15 protein-coding genes are annotated in these 18,216 nt (G+C 68.4%); 7 read left to right on the forward strand and 8 right to left on the reverse strand.

Going from position 1 to position 18,216, the window contains the following annotated elements:
• Window positions 1-7 precede the first annotated feature (7 nt).
• The 5 genes from DXZ73_RS15645 to DXZ73_RS15665 all read left to right on the forward strand — a co-directional run bounded on the left by DXZ73_RS15645 (window position 8) and on the right by DXZ73_RS15665 (window position 10,170).
• The gene (locus tag DXZ73_RS15645; RefSeq protein WP_240351739.1) at window positions 8-4,951 is read left to right on the forward strand and encodes a phage tail tape measure protein; all 4,944 of its coding nucleotides are present in this window, start codon (window positions 8-10) and stop codon (window positions 4,949-4,951) included.
• Complete coding sequence (locus DXZ73_RS15650; protein ID WP_116211611.1) at window positions 4,948-5,844, forward strand: phage distal tail protein; 897 nt, start codon at window positions 4,948-4,950, stop codon at window positions 5,842-5,844. The genes DXZ73_RS15645 and DXZ73_RS15650 overlap by 4 nt, the downstream gene beginning before the upstream one ends.
• A 106-nt stretch (window positions 5,845-5,950) precedes the next feature.
• Window positions 5,951-6,820: a hypothetical protein gene (locus DXZ73_RS15655; protein WP_162890201.1), complete on the forward strand. Its 870-nt coding sequence runs from the start codon at window positions 5,951-5,953 to the stop codon at window positions 6,818-6,820.
• Window positions 6,817-7,908 carry a hypothetical protein gene (locus DXZ73_RS15660; RefSeq protein ID WP_116211613.1) on the forward strand — a complete coding sequence of 364 codons (1,092 nt, stop codon included), beginning with the start codon at window positions 6,817-6,819 and terminating at the stop codon, window positions 7,906-7,908. Before DXZ73_RS15655 ends, DXZ73_RS15660 begins: the two co-directional genes overlap by 4 nt.
• A 27-nt stretch (window positions 7,909-7,935) precedes the next feature.
• Complete coding sequence (locus DXZ73_RS15665) at window positions 7,936-10,170, forward strand: hypothetical protein (RefSeq protein WP_116211614.1); 2,235 nt, start codon at window positions 7,936-7,938, stop codon at window positions 10,168-10,170.
• A gap of 215 nt (window positions 10,171-10,385) precedes the next feature.
• Here the strand turns inward: DXZ73_RS15665 and DXZ73_RS38135 are convergent, their stop codons facing one another.
• Window positions 10,386-10,946 carry a hypothetical protein gene (locus tag DXZ73_RS38135; RefSeq protein ID WP_162890202.1) on the reverse strand — a complete coding sequence of 187 codons (561 nt, stop codon included), beginning with the start codon at window positions 10,944-10,946 and terminating at the stop codon, window positions 10,386-10,388.
• 498 nt (window positions 10,947-11,444) lie between these two features.
• Here DXZ73_RS38135 and DXZ73_RS38140 point away from each other — a divergent pair, with 498 nt between their 5' ends.
• A complete protein-coding gene (locus DXZ73_RS38140; protein ID WP_162890203.1) occupies window positions 11,445-11,714 on the forward strand; it encodes a plastocyanin/azurin family copper-binding protein in 270 nt (89 codons plus the stop codon).
• A 365-nt stretch (window positions 11,715-12,079) separates the two neighbouring features.
• Here the strand turns inward: DXZ73_RS38140 and DXZ73_RS15690 are convergent, their stop codons facing one another.
• The 7 genes from DXZ73_RS15690 to DXZ73_RS38145 all read right to left on the reverse strand — a co-directional run bounded on the left by DXZ73_RS15690 (window position 12,080) and on the right by DXZ73_RS38145 (window position 17,245).
• On the reverse strand, window positions 12,080-13,267 hold the full coding sequence (locus DXZ73_RS15690) for an IS4 family transposase (protein ID WP_116211619.1): 1,188 nt from the start codon (window positions 13,265-13,267) through the stop codon (window positions 12,080-12,082).
• A gap of 74 nt (window positions 13,268-13,341) precedes the next feature.
• A complete protein-coding gene (locus DXZ73_RS15695) occupies window positions 13,342-13,986 on the reverse strand; it encodes a hypothetical protein (RefSeq protein ID WP_116211620.1) in 645 nt (214 codons plus the stop codon).
• Window positions 13,987-14,245: 259 nt separating this feature from the next.
• The gene (locus DXZ73_RS15700) at window positions 14,246-15,127 is read right to left on the reverse strand and encodes a hypothetical protein (protein ID WP_116211621.1); all 882 of its coding nucleotides are present in this window, start codon (window positions 15,125-15,127) and stop codon (window positions 14,246-14,248) included.
• Between the two features lie 50 nt (window positions 15,128-15,177).
• The gene (locus tag DXZ73_RS15705) at window positions 15,178-15,420 is read right to left on the reverse strand and encodes a hypothetical protein (RefSeq protein WP_116211622.1); all 243 of its coding nucleotides are present in this window, start codon (window positions 15,418-15,420) and stop codon (window positions 15,178-15,180) included.
• Between the two features lie 11 nt (window positions 15,421-15,431).
• Window positions 15,432-15,995, reverse strand: a complete 564-nt coding sequence (locus DXZ73_RS15710; RefSeq protein WP_116211623.1) for a hypothetical protein — start codon at window positions 15,993-15,995, stop codon at window positions 15,432-15,434.
• Window positions 15,992-16,879 carry an endonuclease/exonuclease/phosphatase family protein gene (locus tag DXZ73_RS15715; protein WP_116211624.1) on the reverse strand — a complete coding sequence of 296 codons (888 nt, stop codon included), beginning with the start codon at window positions 16,877-16,879 and terminating at the stop codon, window positions 15,992-15,994. The genes DXZ73_RS15710 and DXZ73_RS15715 overlap by 4 nt, the downstream gene beginning before the upstream one ends.
• Before the next feature lie 216 nt (window positions 16,880-17,095).
• Window positions 17,096-17,245: a hypothetical protein gene (locus DXZ73_RS38145; protein ID WP_162890204.1), complete on the reverse strand. Its 150-nt coding sequence runs from the start codon at window positions 17,243-17,245 to the stop codon at window positions 17,096-17,098.
• Between the two features lie 237 nt (window positions 17,246-17,482).
• Between DXZ73_RS38145 and DXZ73_RS15720 the strand changes: the two genes are divergently transcribed.
• Window positions 17,483-18,175, forward strand: coding sequence for a hypothetical protein (locus DXZ73_RS15720; RefSeq protein ID WP_162890205.1), 693 nt, complete (start codon window positions 17,483-17,485; stop codon window positions 18,173-18,175).
• The last annotated feature ends 41 nt before the right edge of the window (window positions 18,176-18,216 follow it).

Below are 18,216 nucleotides of genomic sequence, written 5' to 3' on the forward strand. Positions count from 1 at the left end.
CGTGCAGATGCGCGCTGACGCGGCACAACTTCTCTCTGCCGTACGGCAGGCCGCGCAGGCCATGCGGAGCCTGGACAGCGGCGTCCAGGCCCTCAACCGGAACCTGGGCCAAGTCCGCTCCGGGGCCGCGGGGGCGGCCGGCGGCCTGCGCGACCTCGGGCGGCAGTCGACGAGCGCGGGCGCAAGTCTGCGGCGCGTCGGTTCGGACGGCCACGCCTCCATGGGTCGTCTGCGGCAGGGCGTGATCTCGGCCCGGCAGGAGTTTCACCACCTGCGCGGGCTCGTGATCGGCGGCGGCATCGTCGCCGGTCTCCACGAGATCGCGAAGGAGGGCAACGAGTACCAGCGGTCGATCAACAAGTGGGGGGCCGTCACCAGCGCGTCCGGCGCCGACATGATGCAGGCCGCCGCGAAGGCGCGCGAGCTCGGTGCCGACCTGAAGATCCCCGGCACCTCCGCCGCCAAAGCGGCGGATGCCATGCTCGAACTGGCCAAGGCTGGCCAGAGCTCCACGTCTTCGATCGCTAACGCCCGCGCCGCGATGCAGCTCGCGGCGGCCGACAACCTCTCCGCCGCCGACAGCGCCCGGTACTTGGGTGACGTGATGGATCAGTTCGGGCTCAGCTCGAACAACGCGGGCAGGGCCGCCGACGTGCTCGCCGCTGGCGCGAACGCGGCGTCCGGCGGCCTCCAGGACATCTACTACGCGATGTCCTACACCGGGCCCGTCGCAGCCCAGTTGGGCGTCTCGCTGGAGGACACGGCCGCTGCCGTCGCCATGCTCGCCCGCGCGGGCATCCTCGGCTCGAAGGCCGGTACGACCCTGCGGGGAATGCTCACGAACTTGGCCAAGCCGACCGCGCAAATGCGGGAGGGGCTGCGGGACATGGGCATCGATGCGTGGGATGCCCAGGGCAATTTCAAGGGCCTTCGCACCGTTATTGAGGGCTTTGAGCAAGCTCAGCACAGGATGTCCCAAAAGGACTTCCTGGGTTCGCTGTCGAAGGTCGTCGGCAAGCCCGCGTTGGCTGGCGCATCGGCTATGGCCCACCAAGGCGCCGCCGCGTTCGACCAGATGCGCGCCGCCGTCGGCCGGGTGGGTGCGGCCGGGGAGATCGCGGCGAGCCAGACCAAGGGGCTCGCCGGTGCGCTCACTCAGCTGAAGACCCAGGCCAAGAACTCCGGTCAGACCCTCTATTCGGCGGCAGCGCCCGGCCTGGAGAAGATCACCCGCCTGACGACCAGGGGCCTCGCGGCAGCCACGCCGTACATGGAGTCGGCCCTGAAGTACGGGCAGAACCTCGTCACGCTGCTCGGGCCGCGCGTCTCCTCTGCCGTCGAGCGGGGCTGGGCGAAGGTCAAGCAGTCCTTCAGCGGCCTGGACCAGCCGGTCAAGCAGACCGCGTTCACCGCCGCCGCGTCCGCGCTGAGCGTTCTGGTCAACGCGGGCCGGGCCGCGATGGAGGTGCTGCGTAACATCGGCGCCGCGCTGTCCCCGATCGGCCAGGCCCTTTCCGAGGTGAGTGACGGCGCTGGGGCCGGGGCCGGCGCCCTGGGCATGCTCACCACCGCCCTGAACCTGGCGCTGTCCGGCCTGGGCAGCGTCTCGGGAGTCCTGCGTCCGATCGGCGAAGTGGTCGGCGGGATCGTTCGCGCGTTCGCGGCGCTGCCCGGCCCCGTGCAGACGGCGATCACCACGATGATGCTCGCCACCAGGGTCAACCCGGCCCTGATGGCGATGAGCAGAAACGTTTCTGGACCCGTCGTCGGCGCGTGGCGGTCGTTCGGCGACCAGATGCGCGTGCAGCAGCAGCTCGCCGCGAACTCCGGCCAGTCCATAGGCCGCATCGGCCAGGCCCTCGCGGTCCTCGAAACCCGCGTGCCCGTCGTCGGGCAGATGACCAACGCGTTCCGGTCCGCGGAAGGCCGGGTCAGTGGTCTTGCCCGCGCCATGGGTGCCGGACTGGGGGGCGCGGCCCGCGGCCTGATGGGCGCGCTCGGCGGCCCGTGGGGCGCGGCGCTCACCGCCGCCGGTGTCGGCTTGTCACTGCTCGCCGACCACCAGCAAAGAGCCGCACAGGCAGCCGCCGAGCACCAGTCCCGCATCAGCAGCCTCACCCAGGCATTGCGGGAATCCCACGGCGCAACGACCGAGAGCGTCCGGGCCGCAGCAGTGCAGAACCTCATGGAAGCGAAAGTCTCCGACGGCAAGAAACGCCTCGTCGACGTAATGGAGAAAGCCGGTGTCACCACCCGGCAGCTCACCGATGCCTATCTCGACCAGGGCGGCGGCCTGGACGCCCTGGAGAAGAGGCTGCGGGAGACGGCCAAGGAGCAGACGAGATGGCACACCGGCATGTCCGGTGCGTGGGAGGACTACACGGAGCAAGGCGTTGCCGCCGCCCGTGCAGCGGACGCCATCAAGTCCGTCAAGGGCGAGATGCAGAAGGCTCAGAAGGACGCGAGGAACGTCGCCGATGCTGTCGGGTCCAGCGGCAAGGGCGCCGCTGACGCCGTCGGTCCTTTCGGTCGGTTCAGCGATGCCATGCGCCGCCTTTCCGACACTACGGCGGACGCGGACAGCCGGGCCCGCGCCCTGCACGACGCCCTGAACGTCCTGGCCGGCGGATCGGTCAACTTTTCCGCCGCCGAGGCCCGAATGAACAAGGCAATCAGCGACGCCAAGGACAGTCTCAAGAATGGAGTGGACGAGTCCGAGGGATTCGGCAAATCCCTCCTGAACGTTGACGGTTCGCTGTCCACGGTTACACGCAATGGCCAGCGGCTCTACGACACGTTCCAGAGCCTTTCCAGTTCAACGGCAGAAGCTTCCCTGGCAGCATTCCAGTACGCGCAGACGCAGGGCAAGACCGTCCCCGAGTCCTTGCAGGCCGCTCAGGACCAGATGGCCAAGGCCCGCGAGTCGGCGATCAGCACGGCCCAGGGCTTTGGGCTTTCCGCCGAGCAGGCCGGGAAGCTCGCGGATGCGGCGAGTCTAGTACCCGCCAAGGTGTCGATTCTGCTCCAGGCAGCCGGGATGGAGCCGGTCATGGCTCAGCTCATGGCCGTCCAGCAGGAGCTGAAGGCGACGCCAGACAAGAAAGAGATCGTCGTGTCGTCGCTGGACAACGACGCGCGGGCGAAGCTTGAATCCCTGGGCTTCACGATCAAGGACCTCAAGGACCGGAAGGTCGAGGTCACTGCCCCGACTGACGGGGCCCGGTCCAGCCTGGACGCCCTGATCGCCAAGCTTGCCACGACTCCGGGTTCGAAGAACGTCACGGTCTCCGCGAACGCGCAGGTCGCCATTTCCAGCTTGCAGGAGCTGAAGGGGAAGATCGAGGGCACGCACGGCAAGAGCGTCACGATCTCGGCACCGACCCAGGAAGCGCGTGACCAGGTCGAGCAACTGGGCTTCAAAATCACGAACATTGAAGGAAAAGAGGTCACGGTCTCTGTGCCGACCGGGTCGGCACAGAGTCAGGTCGGGGCAATCCAGGATGCCATCAACAGCCTCCAGGACAAGACCGTCACCATCTCGATTTTCAGAAACGAATACGTCTCGTCCATACCCGGCCCGTATGCCGATGGAAGCTATTACGGAACCCACCAAGCCGATGGCGGCATCCTCTCCTTCTACGCCGACGGCGGTATCCGGGAGAACCATGTTGCGCAGATCGCAAAAGCCGGAACATGGCGTGTATGGGCGGAGGATGAGACCGGCGGGGAGGCTTACCTCCCTTTGGCCCCTAGTAAGCGAACCCGCTCGAAGGCCATTCTGGGCGAGGTAGCCCGGCGTTTCGGCGGCGAGGTCGTCTATCACGCTAACGGTGGTCTGTCCGACTGGAGTTACAACCCGACCTCGGGCGCCCAGTTGTTCACGGTCTCCGACATCGCGTCGAAGTCAACAAGGAAGGACGGCGACAAGGAAACCTTCGACCTCGGCCTCTTCGAGAAGAACCTGAAGTCCTCCGCCGGCACAGCGGAGGAGTGGCGCAAGAACCTCGCCGCGATCTCCCGCAGGGCCGGGTCTGACGTGACCGGGGCGCTGGAGCAAATGGGCGCGGACAGCGTCGACTTCGTCAAGAAGATGGCGAACGGAAGCGGCAAGTACATCGACGAGATGTCCGAGCAGCTGCGCCGGTTGGCCGGCACGGCGAAGAGCGCCCTGGCCGACTACGGCAACAAGTTGTCGACTGCGGCGAAGGGCAGCGAGGAGTTCCAGCGCAACCTCGCCCAGCTCGCGAACGGCGGCTTCGGCGAGCTGGCGTCCCGCCTCGCGGCCCAAGGTGACGACAACGCCAAGACCATCGCCGCCCAGGCGGTGCGGGATCGCGATCAGGCGAAGCGTGCGAACGACGCCGCGAAAGCTGCGGGCAAGGTCCTTGACTCCGAGCAGCTCGGCGACCTGATCAAGATCCTCGGCGCCCTCAGCCCGGACCGGGGCATCCACGCGGTCGCGGACGCCACAGGTCTGGACGAGGACCGTCTCATCGACGTGGCCAACGCGGGCAAGGATCACATCAAGGGTGCGGGGGCCAAGGCGAATCGCTTCATCAGCGACCTGGTCAAGGCCACTGCGGGGCGGGCCTATGCGGATGGCGGCCTGTGGGAGCCCGGGTTGTACAACAGCCCGCCAGGGAGCGATGGGCTGATCAAATTCGCCGAGCGATCAACGGGCGGGGAAGCCTACCTGCCTCTCGGGGCCGCCAAGCGCGGCCGGTCCACCGCAGTCCTGGGCCAAGTCGCCAGCCGCTTCGGCCTCGCCGTCGCCCCCAAGCGGCTGGTGAACGCGGCGAGCGGGCGGACGCAGGTCGTGGTTGTCCACCAGGCCCCGGCGATCGGCACCCAGACAATCCACGTCAGCCAGTCCTCAGCGACACCTGAAGGGATCGCCTCCGCAGTCGCCTACCAGGTGCGCCGGGCGAAGCGCGGCGGGGTGCACCGGTGACCGGCATCAACCTCACGGACTGGCAGCTGGACATGGGCGGGGTACTCCTTGGCCATGGCACGTCGATACCGATCGCCGAGATCGAAGGGCTCGGCCGGCCTGACGGGCGGGGCGAGCTGACCGACCAGCCCGGCGCGGATGGGGTGTGGCCAGCACCCGACTGGTACTCGGGGCGCAAGATCCGTATCGACTGCGCCATCAAAACACCCGGCGACCCTGCTGCGGCGCGCGCCCTCCTGGCCCGGCTCCAGGCTGCCGCCGACGACCCTGCGGTCCGTACGGTCGGCGGAGCGGTGATGCCGCTGCGCATCAAGTGGCCCGGGGCCCCGGTGCGGGTGCTGTTCGGGCGGCTGCGGAAGCTGGATCCAGAGTGGGCCAAGGCGGCGTCGGGCTGGGTGCCGCTCGACCTGGAGTTCGTGGCCACCGATCCGCGGTTCTACGGGGACAGCGAGCAGCAGGTGCAGCTGCGGCTGGGCTGGCTGTCGGCCGGAGGGTTCACGGCCCCTGTGACCGCTCCGATCCGGGTCTCCGGTGGAGATACCGGTGGGCAGCGGCGGCCGGGCTGGATGACCAACGAGGGCAACCTTCCGGCTTGGCCGGTGATCACGGTGTACGGGCCGTGCGCGAATCCTCGCATCACCCAGGTCAGCAGCGGGCAGTCCCTGCAACTCAACGTGGTGCTGAGCGATGGCCAGTGGGCCCGCATCGACACACGGCCCGGCCAGCGGCACGTCACCCGGAACAACGGCGGCACCGTACTCCTGACCCCTGACTCGGACCTGGACGCGTTCGGTATCCCGCCGGGGCGCAGCGAGGTCCGGTGGACGGCTGCTGACCCGACCGGAACGAGTCGGCTGACCGTGACATGGCGCGACGCCTACAAGGCCCTGTAACCCGCCCGCCCCTCCCTGTTTCCTCTGCACGAACGGAGTTCCACTGATGCTGGCCCAAGCCCCGCTCCTCACGACCGGCGCAACCCACTCTGCCCAGACGTTTCGCATGATGCTGCGAGACCTCGCCCAGGGCGGTGAAGGCATCTCCGACGGACCGGATCTCAAGGTGCGCCCGCTGCCCACCCCAGGCGCCGGAGTCGTGGTCGATGAAGGCTCGGGAATCATCCGCGGGCGCGCCGCACTGTGGCAGGGCTCCTACAGCGCCTACAACATCGGCCAGGAGACGGTGGCCGTCTCCCCCACCGGTGCGACTCCCCGTTCGGATCTGATCGTGCTGCGGGTCACCGACCCCGAGTACGAAGGCGGCCTGGACCCGGCGAAAGACAAGATCAACACTTTCCAGGTCATCCCCGCCGTGTCCCCCACGGCCACGGCACCGCCGTCGGGCATCACCGGTATCGCGCTCGCCCGCCTGGACATCCCCGCGAAGACCGGCACGATCACAGCCGGGATGATCACCGATGTCCGTCGCGTTGCCAACCCCAGGCGGGCCCGGACGCTCTACACAGCCTTTCCCAACGGCTCCCCGTCGCAGCTGCGGCAGACCGACAACAAGTACGCGGACTGGCCGGCCAGCGCCCGGTGGATGGTGCCCGTACCCGCGTGGGCAACGACCGCGATCGTCGTGGTGACCATCGCCGGTCTCCGTATCGACGGCGCCAACGCCTTCGGGGCCCTGCAAACAGTGCTCGGCACCCACCAGGGCGAAGACACACTCATCGATGACGATCAGAAGGACGTCCGCCGAACGACCACCGTCATCGCCGACACCATCCCTGTCCCCGCCGAATACCGGGGCACCACGCAGCCGCTGTTCCTCCAGACGCAGCTGAACCCGAAGTTCACTGGTTACCTCCAGGTCGATGGAGGCGTGAGCATCGTTGCGGATGTCGAGTTCACCGAGGGCCCGGTATGACCTACCGCTACCTCACCCAGCACGCCCTGACCGGCCAGTGGCTCAGCCTCGACCTCCCTCTGGTCAACGTGGAGTTCGGGCCCCAGCTCAACGGCCCCGGGCACCTGCAGGGCGAACTGTCGCCCCGGCTCGCGCACACGGCGATCGACCTGGTGGACCCGGGCAACACATTGATCTACGTGGAGCGGGACGGGCTGCTGCGCTGGGGCGGCATCGTCTGGCAGGCCGAACCCGAAGGCGACACTCTCAAGATCGAGGCGGCCAGCTGGACTTCCTACCTACAGCGCCGCCACGACCTCCACGGAGAGCTGGACGGGCGCGGCCCGTACGTACGGGCCGACCCCTGCCAGATCGCCCGCGACATCACGGCCTACGCCCAGTCCGTACCCGACGGCGATCTCGGCATCGCCGTCGACGACACCACCTCCACCGCGCAGACGGGCACACCTGCGGACCCGTGGCACTCCCGCTGGTGGGAAACCCCCAACCTCGGCCGACAGTTCGACGACCTGTTCAAGCCCGCCGGGGCCCCCGATCACACGTGCAGCGTGCACTGGGACGCGCAGCACCGGCCCGTGCGCCGCATCGAACTCGGCTACCCCCGCCTCGGCGCCCGGCGCACCGACATCGCGTTCTCCACCGACACCAACATCGTCCGCACCGTGCCGGTCACCTACGACGCCGACGAGTACGCGCAGGTCATCATCGCCATGGGCATCGGTGAGGGCCGGGCGAAGCAGCGGTCGACCGACGCGGTGCGCGATGGCCGGCTGCGACTGGAGAAGGTCCTCGACCTGCCCGACGTCCGCGGCACCGACGTCCTCGCCGAACGGGCCCGCGCCGAACGGGCCTGGCGGCAAGTGATGGGCACCATCGACCAGATCACCGTCCGCGACCACCCGGCCGCCCCGATCGGCTCCTGGCAAATCGGCGACGACATCCGCGTGACCATCCGAGACCAGTGGACCCGCTTCTCCGGCTGGTGCCGCATCACCGGCTGGACGGTCCACCCCGATACCCCGGGCGGAGAGAGCGCAACGCTCACCCTCACCCCGGCCGAGTCCTACCACTACGGGCTCACCGCGTAACCCCCCACAGAAAAGGAACCGACCCTCGTGTCCGAGGACATAGGCAGCCGGATCGCACGCCTGGAGACCCAGGTCGCCACCGCGCTCCGCGCCCCCAAGCTCAGCAACGCTTCACTCGAGGACGCCACCCTTCAGGTGTACGACGACAAGGGGGCGCTGCGCGCCCTGGTCGGCCAGCAGCCGGACGGCACCAGCGGCGTCACCGTCGTCAACGGCCCCACCCCACCGTCCCCCACCCCGCCGACGGTCGCGGCCGCGATGGGCTCCCTCGTCATCTCCTGGGACGGCCGCTTCCAGGGCGGGGCCGTCTCGCCGCTCGACTTCGCCCGCGTCGAGGTCCACGTCGCCCCCACCAAGACGTTCGAGCCCGACGCAACGACGCTGCGCGGCACCGTCGAGACCGCCCAGGGCAGCAGCGTCACTGTGCCGCTCGGCTACCAGCAGTGGTGGGTGCGCCTGCGCGCCCGATCCTTGTCCGGCGCCGCCAGCCCCGCCACGGCCGCCGTCGCTGGCGAGCCGCGCCAGACCGGCACCGCCGACATCGCCGCCGGATCCATCACCGCCGACAAGCTCAGCATCGGCTCCGCCGGGAATCTGCTGGCCGACCCCGGCTTCGAGACCGGCGGCACCGAATCCCGCATTGCCACCCTGGGCCTGCCCTGGGCCCGGATCGAGACCGGCGGCCACGACTCCGACCGCTGCCTGACCATCGGCACCACCGGAGGCAGCGAGCGGTGGTTCCCCTACGACCCGTTCCCCGTGCTCGGCGGCGACCTGTACTGGCTCGCCGTGCACTACCGCTGCTCGAAGAACTGGGCAGGCACGGGCGTGTCGATCTCCCTGGTCTGGAAGGACGCGACTGGCAAGATCCTCGACACCGGCACTGTCGCGGCCCCGCAGCCGCAGGCCGACAGCGGCTGGAGGCGCATCACCGGCAAGTGCCGCGCCCCCGAAGGAGCTGTACGCGCTGAAGCCCGCCTTGAAACAGCGGGCGGCACCGCCGGGTCGGTGTCATTCGACAACGCCGAATGCCGCTCGATCATGACCAGCGCCGTCACCGGGGAACGCGCCGAGATCGCCCCCGACGGCGTCCGGCTCTACGACGGCCAGGGCGAGCAGGTCATCTCCCTCGTCACCGGCGCCCCGAACTACCTGTCGCTCACCAGCCACGACGGCACCTCCGTCGCGTCCATCGCCGAGGACGGCGCGGCCGGCTTCCAGTCTCTGGCTGTCGCCGGAAATCTGACGTGGCGCGGCGACAACCTCGAGACCATCCTCGACCGCCTTCCCCGAGGCGTAATCGCCTACAACCGCCAGACCGCCCAGGTGACGACCACCGCCACGGAGGTCGGCTGGGTAGAGCTGCCCTTCGAAGCCGACCCCACCCGCATGTACCGCATCGTCCTCGACGCCCACGCGATGCCGTCCGTCGCGGGCGGCGAGCTGCGCCTTAGGCTCCGCGACGGCGGCACCAAGGCCCCGGATCTGAACTCGCCGGTGATCCAGAGCGCCGTCTACCAGCTGGCCCGCAACACGTCCTGGCAGCGATGCCGTCTCGAACTCGTTCGCTCCGGCGAAGCCCTCGGGGCCGGTCTGCACCGGCTGTTGTTCACCTACGACAACAAGGAAGGCCCCAGCGGCCAGTACGTCCGCATGATCGGCGGGGAGTCCAACCCGGCGGTGCTGTACGTGGAGGACATCGGGCCGAAGATCCCCGAGACTGGCGGGCTCAACGCGGTCGGCGGCTCCGGCGGTACCAAGCCGGACCCGAAGCCGGTCCCACAGCAGTACACCAAGACCTACCAGGCCGCATGGTCCGGCTCGTACGACCGCCGCTCCAGCTACAGCAGCTTCTACGGCGACAAGCTCATGCAGGGCTACTACTCCGAGAACCACGGGACACTGGCTGCCCTGGCCGGCTTCCCGGCTGACGTTGCCAAGGACCTGTCCGGCGCGACCATCCAGCGCGTCGAGGTCTACCTCTACTTCGACCACTGGTACAGCTCCAGCGGCGGAACGGCTGTGCTCAAGACGCACGGGCACAGCTCGCGGCCGTCCTCGTTCGCCAGCAACAGCGCCTCGAAGACCGTGAGCTGGGGGCGCAACGAAGGCAAGTGGGTGGACATCACCGGCCTCTTCGACCCAGCGAAGACCCGAGGCATCGCCCTCGACCCGAACAGCACCTCCGACACCTACTACGGCCGCGCCCACGGCGTCGGGCAGGCCAATCCGCCCCAGCTGAAGATCACCTATACCCGGTAGAGCCACCTCACCGGCCCGAAGCAAACGCCGCTTTGGGCCGGTGAGCTACCTGGGAGTGGCTGATGGCAGACCCTGGCGATTCGGGACAACCTCACTGCCAGCATCGCCAACGCCGCTGGACAGACCATCGCTGTAGCGTGCGGGTCCTCCTCGCGGGTACGACGCTGCCTGAGGTCGGTCCTGGCATCCCGGCGAGTCCAGTTATGCCCCGCCCGTCAAGTGACCAACGGCCCTCTATGCCCGGCCCCGTCCGATCGGAGCTCCGGAGACATCGTCGCGGCCCGCGCCCCGTGCCCCTCCTCCTCGCCCAAGTACGCGGCCGCGACGTCGAGGTACGCCCGTCGGCTCGGACCGATGGACTGCCAGACCCTTTCGTCCTGCGGTTCTCCGGGGGCACCCGGGCCCTCGCGGATCACGTCCTGGACAGCGAACGCGGCTAGCCGTGCAGCATCATTGACCTTGGACGCGCACACCAAGTGGATCGTCTTCTGAGTCACCCACACCCTGTCGAGGGCCCGCCTGGCCCGCATCTGCCACTCTGCATCGGTCTCATTGTGGTGGTAGCGGTCCACGGCGACCCGTTCGGCTTCCTGCACCGCGCACAGGAAGGCAACGAGGTGGGTGAGGCGTTCGTCGCGGCGTGCCTCGGCGCGTTCGCGTTCGTTGCGGCGCGCCTCCGCCCGCTCCGATGCACGTCCTTGCAGGAGCTGGCCCACGAGCGACGCGACGGTGCCGAGCACGACGCCGATGAACGGCGGAAGTGATGTCGTCCACACGCATGTAGTGTGGCAAGAACCAGACTTGTCATACCGTAATTTCGAGCTTTTCAAGCGGCATCCCGTCGCGTGCTGTATAAGCTCACCCCCACACAAGCGCCTCCAACAGGCGCAGGTCGTCGCGGGCCTCCGGATGCCACTGGACGCCGATCGCGAAGAGTGGTCGCGGTACTCGGCGGCGTCGATGATGCCGTCGTCGGCATGTGCCGAGACCGTGAGGTCCTTGCCGGCGTCGCCGACCGACTGGTGGTGGGTGGCCACCTACCGCACCCGAACCGCAGGAGCTCACTCACCGTGAAACAACCGGCTGTAGTACTAGGGACCGTCCTACGAGTCGTGGTACCTGCAAACCGTCCGGGCCTGATGTCCTTTCGGGACGTAGCGACAACCGTCTATCTCGCTCATTCGAGTGAGTCCGGGGTTGCGTCACTTCACGGCGGGGATTCCTTCTGCGACCGGCAAATAGCCGGGCTCCGCGGAGACAGGGGGTGCGGGATCATGAACACCGTTTCCATTAATAACTTCTCGTTCAACCCGCAAGTGTTGAACATCCTGCCGGGCGACGTGGTCACCTGGGCGAACAACGACAACGTCGTTCACACCACGACCTCCGACACCGGTGTCTGGGACTCGGGCGAGCTTCGCCCCGGCCAAAGCTTCCAGTTCGGATTCAGCCAGGGCGGGATGTACAACTATCACTGCAACGTGCACCCGGCGATGAAGGGGACTATCAGCGCCGGTCCTGCCGCCGACGATTCGCCCGAGTGAGGTAGCGGAAGCATTCCGCCAGTTGTCAGGCCGGCGCCTCCAGGGCGTTGGCCTGCCTCCTGCGGACGGCGGCGATTTCGTCCCAGTCGGGACCATGGTGATCGAGATGTACAGCGCCTCGATCCGTCGGACACGCCTTAGCCCCAATGCCGTTGCGTTACGGGCCTGCGGGTTGGGGTCTTGTGATGAGGATGGCTTGTGCGCCGGTGCGGGTGGGTTGTGGCCATGCATGGTGTTCAGCCCGTTTGAGCCGGTAGTTGGACATCTTGCGTTTCACGACGTGGGGCTGGCTGCGGAGCCGTCTGGCGGGCAGGAGCCGTTCGAGAAGGTCCTGCTCGAGCATCACCAAGGCCCGGACCAGGAGGTCAGGGGGAAAAACTGCCCGGCGTGACAGTCACACTGCGGCGGGCGGAGCGCAGGGTTTCAGTGAAGGAGACCCGGTCGGGGTCCAGGCCACGGGTGGCAGCCGTTCTCAGCATGAGTTCGCGCAGGGCATGGTGAACCAGCAGATGTGCCCAGATCTGCTGACGGACGCCATCGGGGGTTTTACTGCTGAGTACGACACGTGCGCCGCGCTGATGGGTCTTGAGCTCGGCGAAGACGGACTCGGCCTCCCAGCGTTCGCGGTAGAGCGCGGCCAGCTGCCGGGCCGGATGGCGTCGGGCGTCCAGCAAAGTGGTGACCAGACGGTAGTTGTCAGCGGCGTCCTTACTGACCTGGTCCTTGAGCTGGTAGGCCAGGACCCGGACAGTGACCGGCTCGTGCCGGGCGGGGCCGCTGCTTGCCCGGATCTGTGAGAGCCACGACCCGTCCCGGAACTGTTTGATGACCGGCAGGACGCGGTTGGCGGGCACTCGCCACAGCAGATCGGCGCCGGTGGCGGTGAAGGCCTGCCACAACGGGACGCCGAGGAACTCACGGTCGGCCAGGACGAGCTGACCCTGGCCGCAAGAACGGGGCAGGCGGCCGGCCAGGGTGACCTCCCCGGTGCGGCAGCCGGCGAGTTCCGCGTCCAGCACCGCATGGCTGCCGACCTCCGCCAAAGCAGCCATCCGCACCTGCGGAAACGCGCTCCTGCCCGGCCCGCGGCCGTTGCCCGGACGTCCGAACGCGGCCTCGTTGGCTTCGCTGTCCGCGACGTCCCAGCAGGTCCCGTCCACCGCCAGCAGCCGCAACCCGCGCCAGAATGCGCCGGGTGTCGCCTCAGTGGCCATCGGCTTCGCTGTCGTGGCGAACAGCACCCGCAGCGGCTCACAGCCCAGCCGCTGCCGGGCCCGAAACAGCGAGGACTTCGCCGGCACGCGCCAGTCTCCCAGCAGCCCCTGGCCCCGCAGGCCCTCCACCAGGTGCCGCATCACTTCCAGATACGGAGCTGGAGAGAACAGCGCCAGCCCCAGCACGAAGTACACCACCAGCCGCGCGGGAAGCAGCCGCTTGCGTTGCTCCCCGCACCCGCAAGCCGCGACCACCCGATCCACCAACCCCGGTGGATACACCCAGGTCAACAGCCCCAGGCCCGATAACTCCGAAACGCGCACAGACACCCGAACCACCCCCTGGGACCACTACCCAGGAACCTACGCCCGAGGCCTAAAACAACGGCATTGGCCTTAGCCCGGCCGCCCTCCTAGGCTGTGGTGTGCTGGGGGTTGATCCGGTAGAGCCGGGCGCGGAACCGGTCGCGCTCAGCCTTGTCGCGCTGGACCGGGACGTGGTCGCCGGTGTGCAGATCCAGGTGACCCCATACGCCCTGGTGGGCCTCGTCGTGGATCCAGCGGCCGCAGATCATCACCGACACGGTTCGGCCAGGGTCCGCGATCGCGGTCACCTCGTGGTAGTCGCGGGCGAAGATCCTGTTCACCGAGCCGGGGACGTTGAGCACGCCTCCCTGCTCGACGAGCAGGCCGGAGGCGCTGCGGTGCCAATGGTTGTCTTCGTATCCGCCGAGCACCGGGTGAGCCTCCATGACCTCCCATGGATGGGTGTGGGGCTTCGAGGTCTCCGCGCTCCGCAGGTCCGGCCGGTACCAAACATTGATCTTGATCGTGAGGTCGGCTGACTGAGTCACGATCAGCTCCGCCTTATAGCCAAGCGGCACACCGGCGTCATCGTCATCCGGGCCCGGCACGAGCCACCATCGGGCCGCGTCGGCGAACATCTCCCAGGTGAGTGTGGGCTGATCGGGCGCATGCGCAGCGAGGCCCTCAGCCGCGGCCCCGTACAGCTCCTCGTCCAGCTCGAGACCGGGGATGATCTCTTCCGTAGTGGCCACTTCTTCTCCAACTCTCTCGCCAACACCGGGGACCAGCTCACCACCACGATGCCGCCCCGGCCTCCGCCAGGGAAGCCGGTTTGCGTTTCCAATTCGACTGGAAATCTTAAGAACCTGGAAACAATGCTGAACTGGTCGTCTGCGCCGACGCCCATCGATATTCGGTTAGTTCAGAGAAGCCATTCCGCTCAGGGGTCCTCATGGACGGGTACCAGGAGGACCGTCCCCACCGGTGCAGTGGCTCTCAGTCCACAAGTGACTAAACGAACCAGGCGGGCCACGGGTCGGCGTGCTCCGGCATGCTGGAGGAGGCCACCCGGAACTCTCCCTGAACGGTGACACTTCCGGAGGCTCCGCCCGGCACGCGGGTGTCGCCTTCGGGGTAGACGCACTGGGCGAGGGCATTACGGATATGCGGCCCGCTGAGCGTGGGCTGGGTGAAGGTGTGACCGTTGGCGCACGTGCAGGTGGCGTCCGGGCCGTCGACCAGCAGCGTCCCGCCCTCCAGCGCGTTGCACGTGGGGCAGCGGACCGAGATGGACGCGGCGGAGGCCCCGCCATAGCGGACAGTCCGTACCCAGCTGGTGACAGTGATCCGGATCGGTCCGGTCGGCTCCGGAGCCTCGGGCAAGAGCATCGCACGGTCCGCATCGAGCCCGGCCATGAGCTCCCGGAGGCGCTGCACCGCGCAGCTCATTTCCGAGGGCCCTGGTTCCCAGTCGCTCGTCTCCACCTCCGGGTGCCACACGTGGACGAGGCCCCGGTAGACCCGCCAGACCGGTGTCTCGTGGAGGTCCGGGCCCGACCTGACCTGTCCGGTGGCTGTGAGCGCATCCTTCATTCGCTGTTGCAGCTCGTAGGGCTCTGGAGTGTGGGGCTGCTCCTGGTGCTCCAGAGCCTCCTTCACCACCTCGACAGGCACATCGGCCGGTGGCTGCTGGCGCTCGTGGGCGAGCGTGTACAGCGCCAGGGCCAGCGTGCCGAGCAACGAGCCCTGTCCGCGGAGGTTGTCCCAGCCGGGTGTCAGGAGCTGCGCGGCGCGGGCGACGGCCTCGCGCCACGGCTGCGGGGCTGAGGAGGCGACGAGGTAGCCCATCGCGTCCGGCAGCGTCCGCCCGGTCGGCTCGGTGTCGTGTGTCACGGGAATGCTCCTAGGAGATGGTGCTGATGGTGGTCTCCGGGGCCAAAACTTTACGGACGCGCGGTTCGTGCTGGGTGGAACTTGGCGGGGTCAGCGTCTGCGGGCAGATGAGCGTCGGCAACGTGCAGCTGTTCGGGGACGTTGTCGCCTGCCTGAGTTCGGGCGATGGCCTGCCGCACGTGCCCGCTGCCCCGGCCGCCACTGGACGCTGAGGTGCCCTGCGCGCAGGTGTAGGCGACCTGGTCGCCGTCGACCGCGAGCTGGCTGCGCTCGTCCTCGCTAACGATCAACACTTGGCCGGTCGTTATGACGTACACGGGCCTGCAGGCTTGGGGGCGGGCGGCAGCGCGGCAACCGTCTCCTCGTCGAGCGCGCCGAGCACCTGCGTCAGCCAGGCCGCGGCGAAGCGGAGGTCGGAAGGCCCCGGGACGCTGCCGCCCATACCGAAGGGAACGTCTACGGCGCCGAGGGGAGTGTTCACGACCGGAGGCGCATCTCGGTGGAGCATGCGAGCAGCGACCCGGCACATGACGTGGTCCGCGTCGTGGACCCGGTGGCCGGCCGCGCTCAGCCCCTCGGTGATCAGCTTCTTGATGGTGAACGGCTCGTCGTTGACGTCGAGGCCGCCGTCCAACACGTCGCGCAGCGCGCTCACGGGGACTGCGGCCGGCTCCTGGCTCTGGGTGTGGTGCAGGGCGTACAGGATGAGCGCGAGCGAGGCGAGGCCGCCACCGGGTGCCCGCTCCACGGGGCCGGTGGGCCAGCGCGGGGCGAGGAGCTGGGCCGCGCGGTCGACGGAGGCACGCCACTGCGGCGGGGCGCCCGTGGGCAGCAGGTCGCCCATGGTCTGGGGCAGCGTGGTGGTCATCGGTAGCTCCATGCGTCGCTGGTCGTGGAGATCTTGGTGAGGTCGAGCTTCACCCAGATACCCCGGTGGTCAGATCCGGTGTCGCTGACGCCGTAGTCGGTGATGCAGGGCACGAGAGGGTCGCTGACGAGGATCCAGTCGATCCGGTCGTCTCTGCCGGTGCGGGTCAGCAGGTTCACATCGCCGGACTCCTTGTAGAGGTGCCAGGACACGTCGGTGAACCCCTTGGCGGCGATCCTCCAGGCCACGCTGCGGTCCGGTGCCGGGGGCCCGGGGTTCTCAGGGTCGATCACGATCAGGCGGGAGCCGCGATTGTAGGGGCGCATCCGCTCGTACGCAGGCTCGGGCCCGGCGACGGGCGGGAAGTTGAAGTCGCCTCCGAGGATGGCGAAGCCGCCTCCGGTGCGGTGAACCCGACTGCCCATGAAGCTGACTTCACTGGCGGCGCGTACGGGGTCGTAAGGGGTGAGGTGGACGCTGCCGGCCACGAGGGGGGCGGGGAGGCAGGGCAGGTTCCAGCCGACCGCTTCGAATCCGTGGTGGGTTTCGTGGGCGGAGAAGTCGTGGTTGAGGTAGGTGCGGCGGCCCATGGTGTCGCGCCGGTACAGGGTGACGGGGCCGAGGCCGGAGGGGCTGGGGGCGAGGAGGCCGTCCATGTCGAGGTCGTATTCGGCCCGGGTCAGGCGGGCGTGGCCGTCGGCGGACCATCCCTCCGCTTCTTGCCCGAGGAGGATGTCGGGGCGGACAGCGTTGATGGCTGCCGCGAGCTGCGGCCACCTGTCCTCGATCGCGCCGTCGGTGTGCTTCCAGCCGCCTCGCCCGAGATTCTGCGACATCACCGTGATCTGCACCAGCGCCCCCTGCGGCTCGTGTTCGAGCGCCACCGTAGAAGGTTCTGCCGCGTGCTGGCGGGGGATCTCGAAGACCGGTGGTGATGATGGCCGGATTCATGCGCTTGAGAGCCGGGCATGCAAGCGGTGCGGCCCTGGAAACCCGACTGCCCCGCGCCGTCGGGACGCGGGGCAGTGGCAAGTGCAGCCAGCACTGGGGTTGATGTCTCCCACCGTACGTGCCGCCACTGACAATCCGGCACGGCACGGTTAGGACGCATACGACGGCTCTCCGACGACGGACGTCAATCCAGCCTCGACGTCCAGCAGCCCGGTCAGCTCACCCAGCAGTACGCAGTACCGCTCGCCCAGCCAACGCATCACGACTTCGCCATCCAGTTCCTGGCTTACTTCGTTCACGGCACGTCCCTTCGCAGAAGTCCTTGTAGGTAAGAGGCTGGAGAGGGCCGCAGCGTGAACCGCGCGGCCGAAGAATCTCCGCTCCGGGCGCGACCGACCGGACGACTCACCGGATACGCCCTTGAGGCCGGACGCGGAGCGTCGGTTCCGGACACCTTGTTCTGGAACTGGCGGACGTGCCGCCCCCGGTCTCTCTAGACTCCGGCACTACGGCGTGTGAAGGGACGAGGGAGCGTCATGCCAATGGTGGTGGGGTTCCGGCTGGGCAAGGACTCGACGGGGTACCAGCTGACAGCCATAGCATCCGAGACGGGCCGGATCCACACCAACCACGGGCTCTACGGGCGACCCGGCCGCACCGAGCGCGCCAGTAATCCCACCGAACCGAACGCCGCCCACAGGGCCATCGCGTCGTTGCGCGAGCTGCATGCCAAGAAGCTCCGCCAGGGGTACGCGCGGACGCTCATCGCCCCGTCGGTCGTGCGGCTGGACGTCGCCGAGGTCGTGCCGACGGAGCGGTGGGGCCGAGAGGCGCCTTCGCCGGAGCTGGTGGAGGCGTTCGTGGCCGCCGCGCCTGCCAAGCCGTCCGAGGCCGGCTTGGAGGACGCGATCCGGTCCTTCTACAAGGCGATCGGTTCCCCGGCGCGCCCCGAGCATTTCGAGCGGCTGGCTCGTACTGGCGGGGCGCCGGCTCCGTTGCCTCCGCAGACTGCCGCGCTCCTGCGGCTGCTCGCCCACGGTGATGTGGTGGCGTCGCCCGCACGAGCCGCTGTGGGGTACACGGTGAGCGCCGAGGCGGTACGGCTTCGTGTCGGGCGAGCCGGTGAGGACCTGGATCACGCGGCGGTCGTGGAGCTCCAGGCGGCGTTGTCGGCGTGGCTGCGGCTCAACCCGCGCCCCCGAAAACTGTCGCATAAAGGAAAACTGTAGAAAACGACGCCATCGCGGCCCTTGCCGACGGCCTTCGACGG

The organism is Streptoverticillium olivoreticuli subsp. olivoreticuli, from assembly GCF_003391135.1.
Taxonomy (GTDB): Bacteria; Actinomycetota; Actinomycetes; order Streptomycetales; family Streptomycetaceae; genus Streptomyces; species Streptomyces blastmyceticus.

Excerpts from the sequence above, each read along its gene's own strand:
- DXZ73_RS15660 (WP_116211613.1), top strand. The coding sequence starts at position 6,817 with ATGACCTACCGCTACCTCACCCAGCACGCCCTGACCGGCCAGTGGCTC.
- DXZ73_RS15720 (WP_162890205.1), top strand. The coding sequence starts at position 17,483 with ATGCCAATGGTGGTGGGGTTCCGGCTGGGCAAGGACTCGACGGGGTAC.
- DXZ73_RS15655 (WP_162890201.1), top strand. The coding sequence starts at position 5,951 with ATGATGCTGCGAGACCTCGCCCAGGGCGGTGAAGGCATCTCCGACGGA.
- DXZ73_RS38140 (WP_162890203.1), top strand. The coding sequence starts at position 11,445 with ATGAACACCGTTTCCATTAATAACTTCTCGTTCAACCCGCAAGTGTTG.
- DXZ73_RS15710 (WP_116211623.1), bottom strand. The coding sequence starts at position 15,995 with ATGACCACCACGCTGCCCCAGACCATGGGCGACCTGCTGCCCACGGGC.
- DXZ73_RS15645 (WP_240351739.1), top strand. The coding sequence starts at position 8 with ATGCGCGCTGACGCGGCACAACTTCTCTCTGCCGTACGGCAGGCCGCG.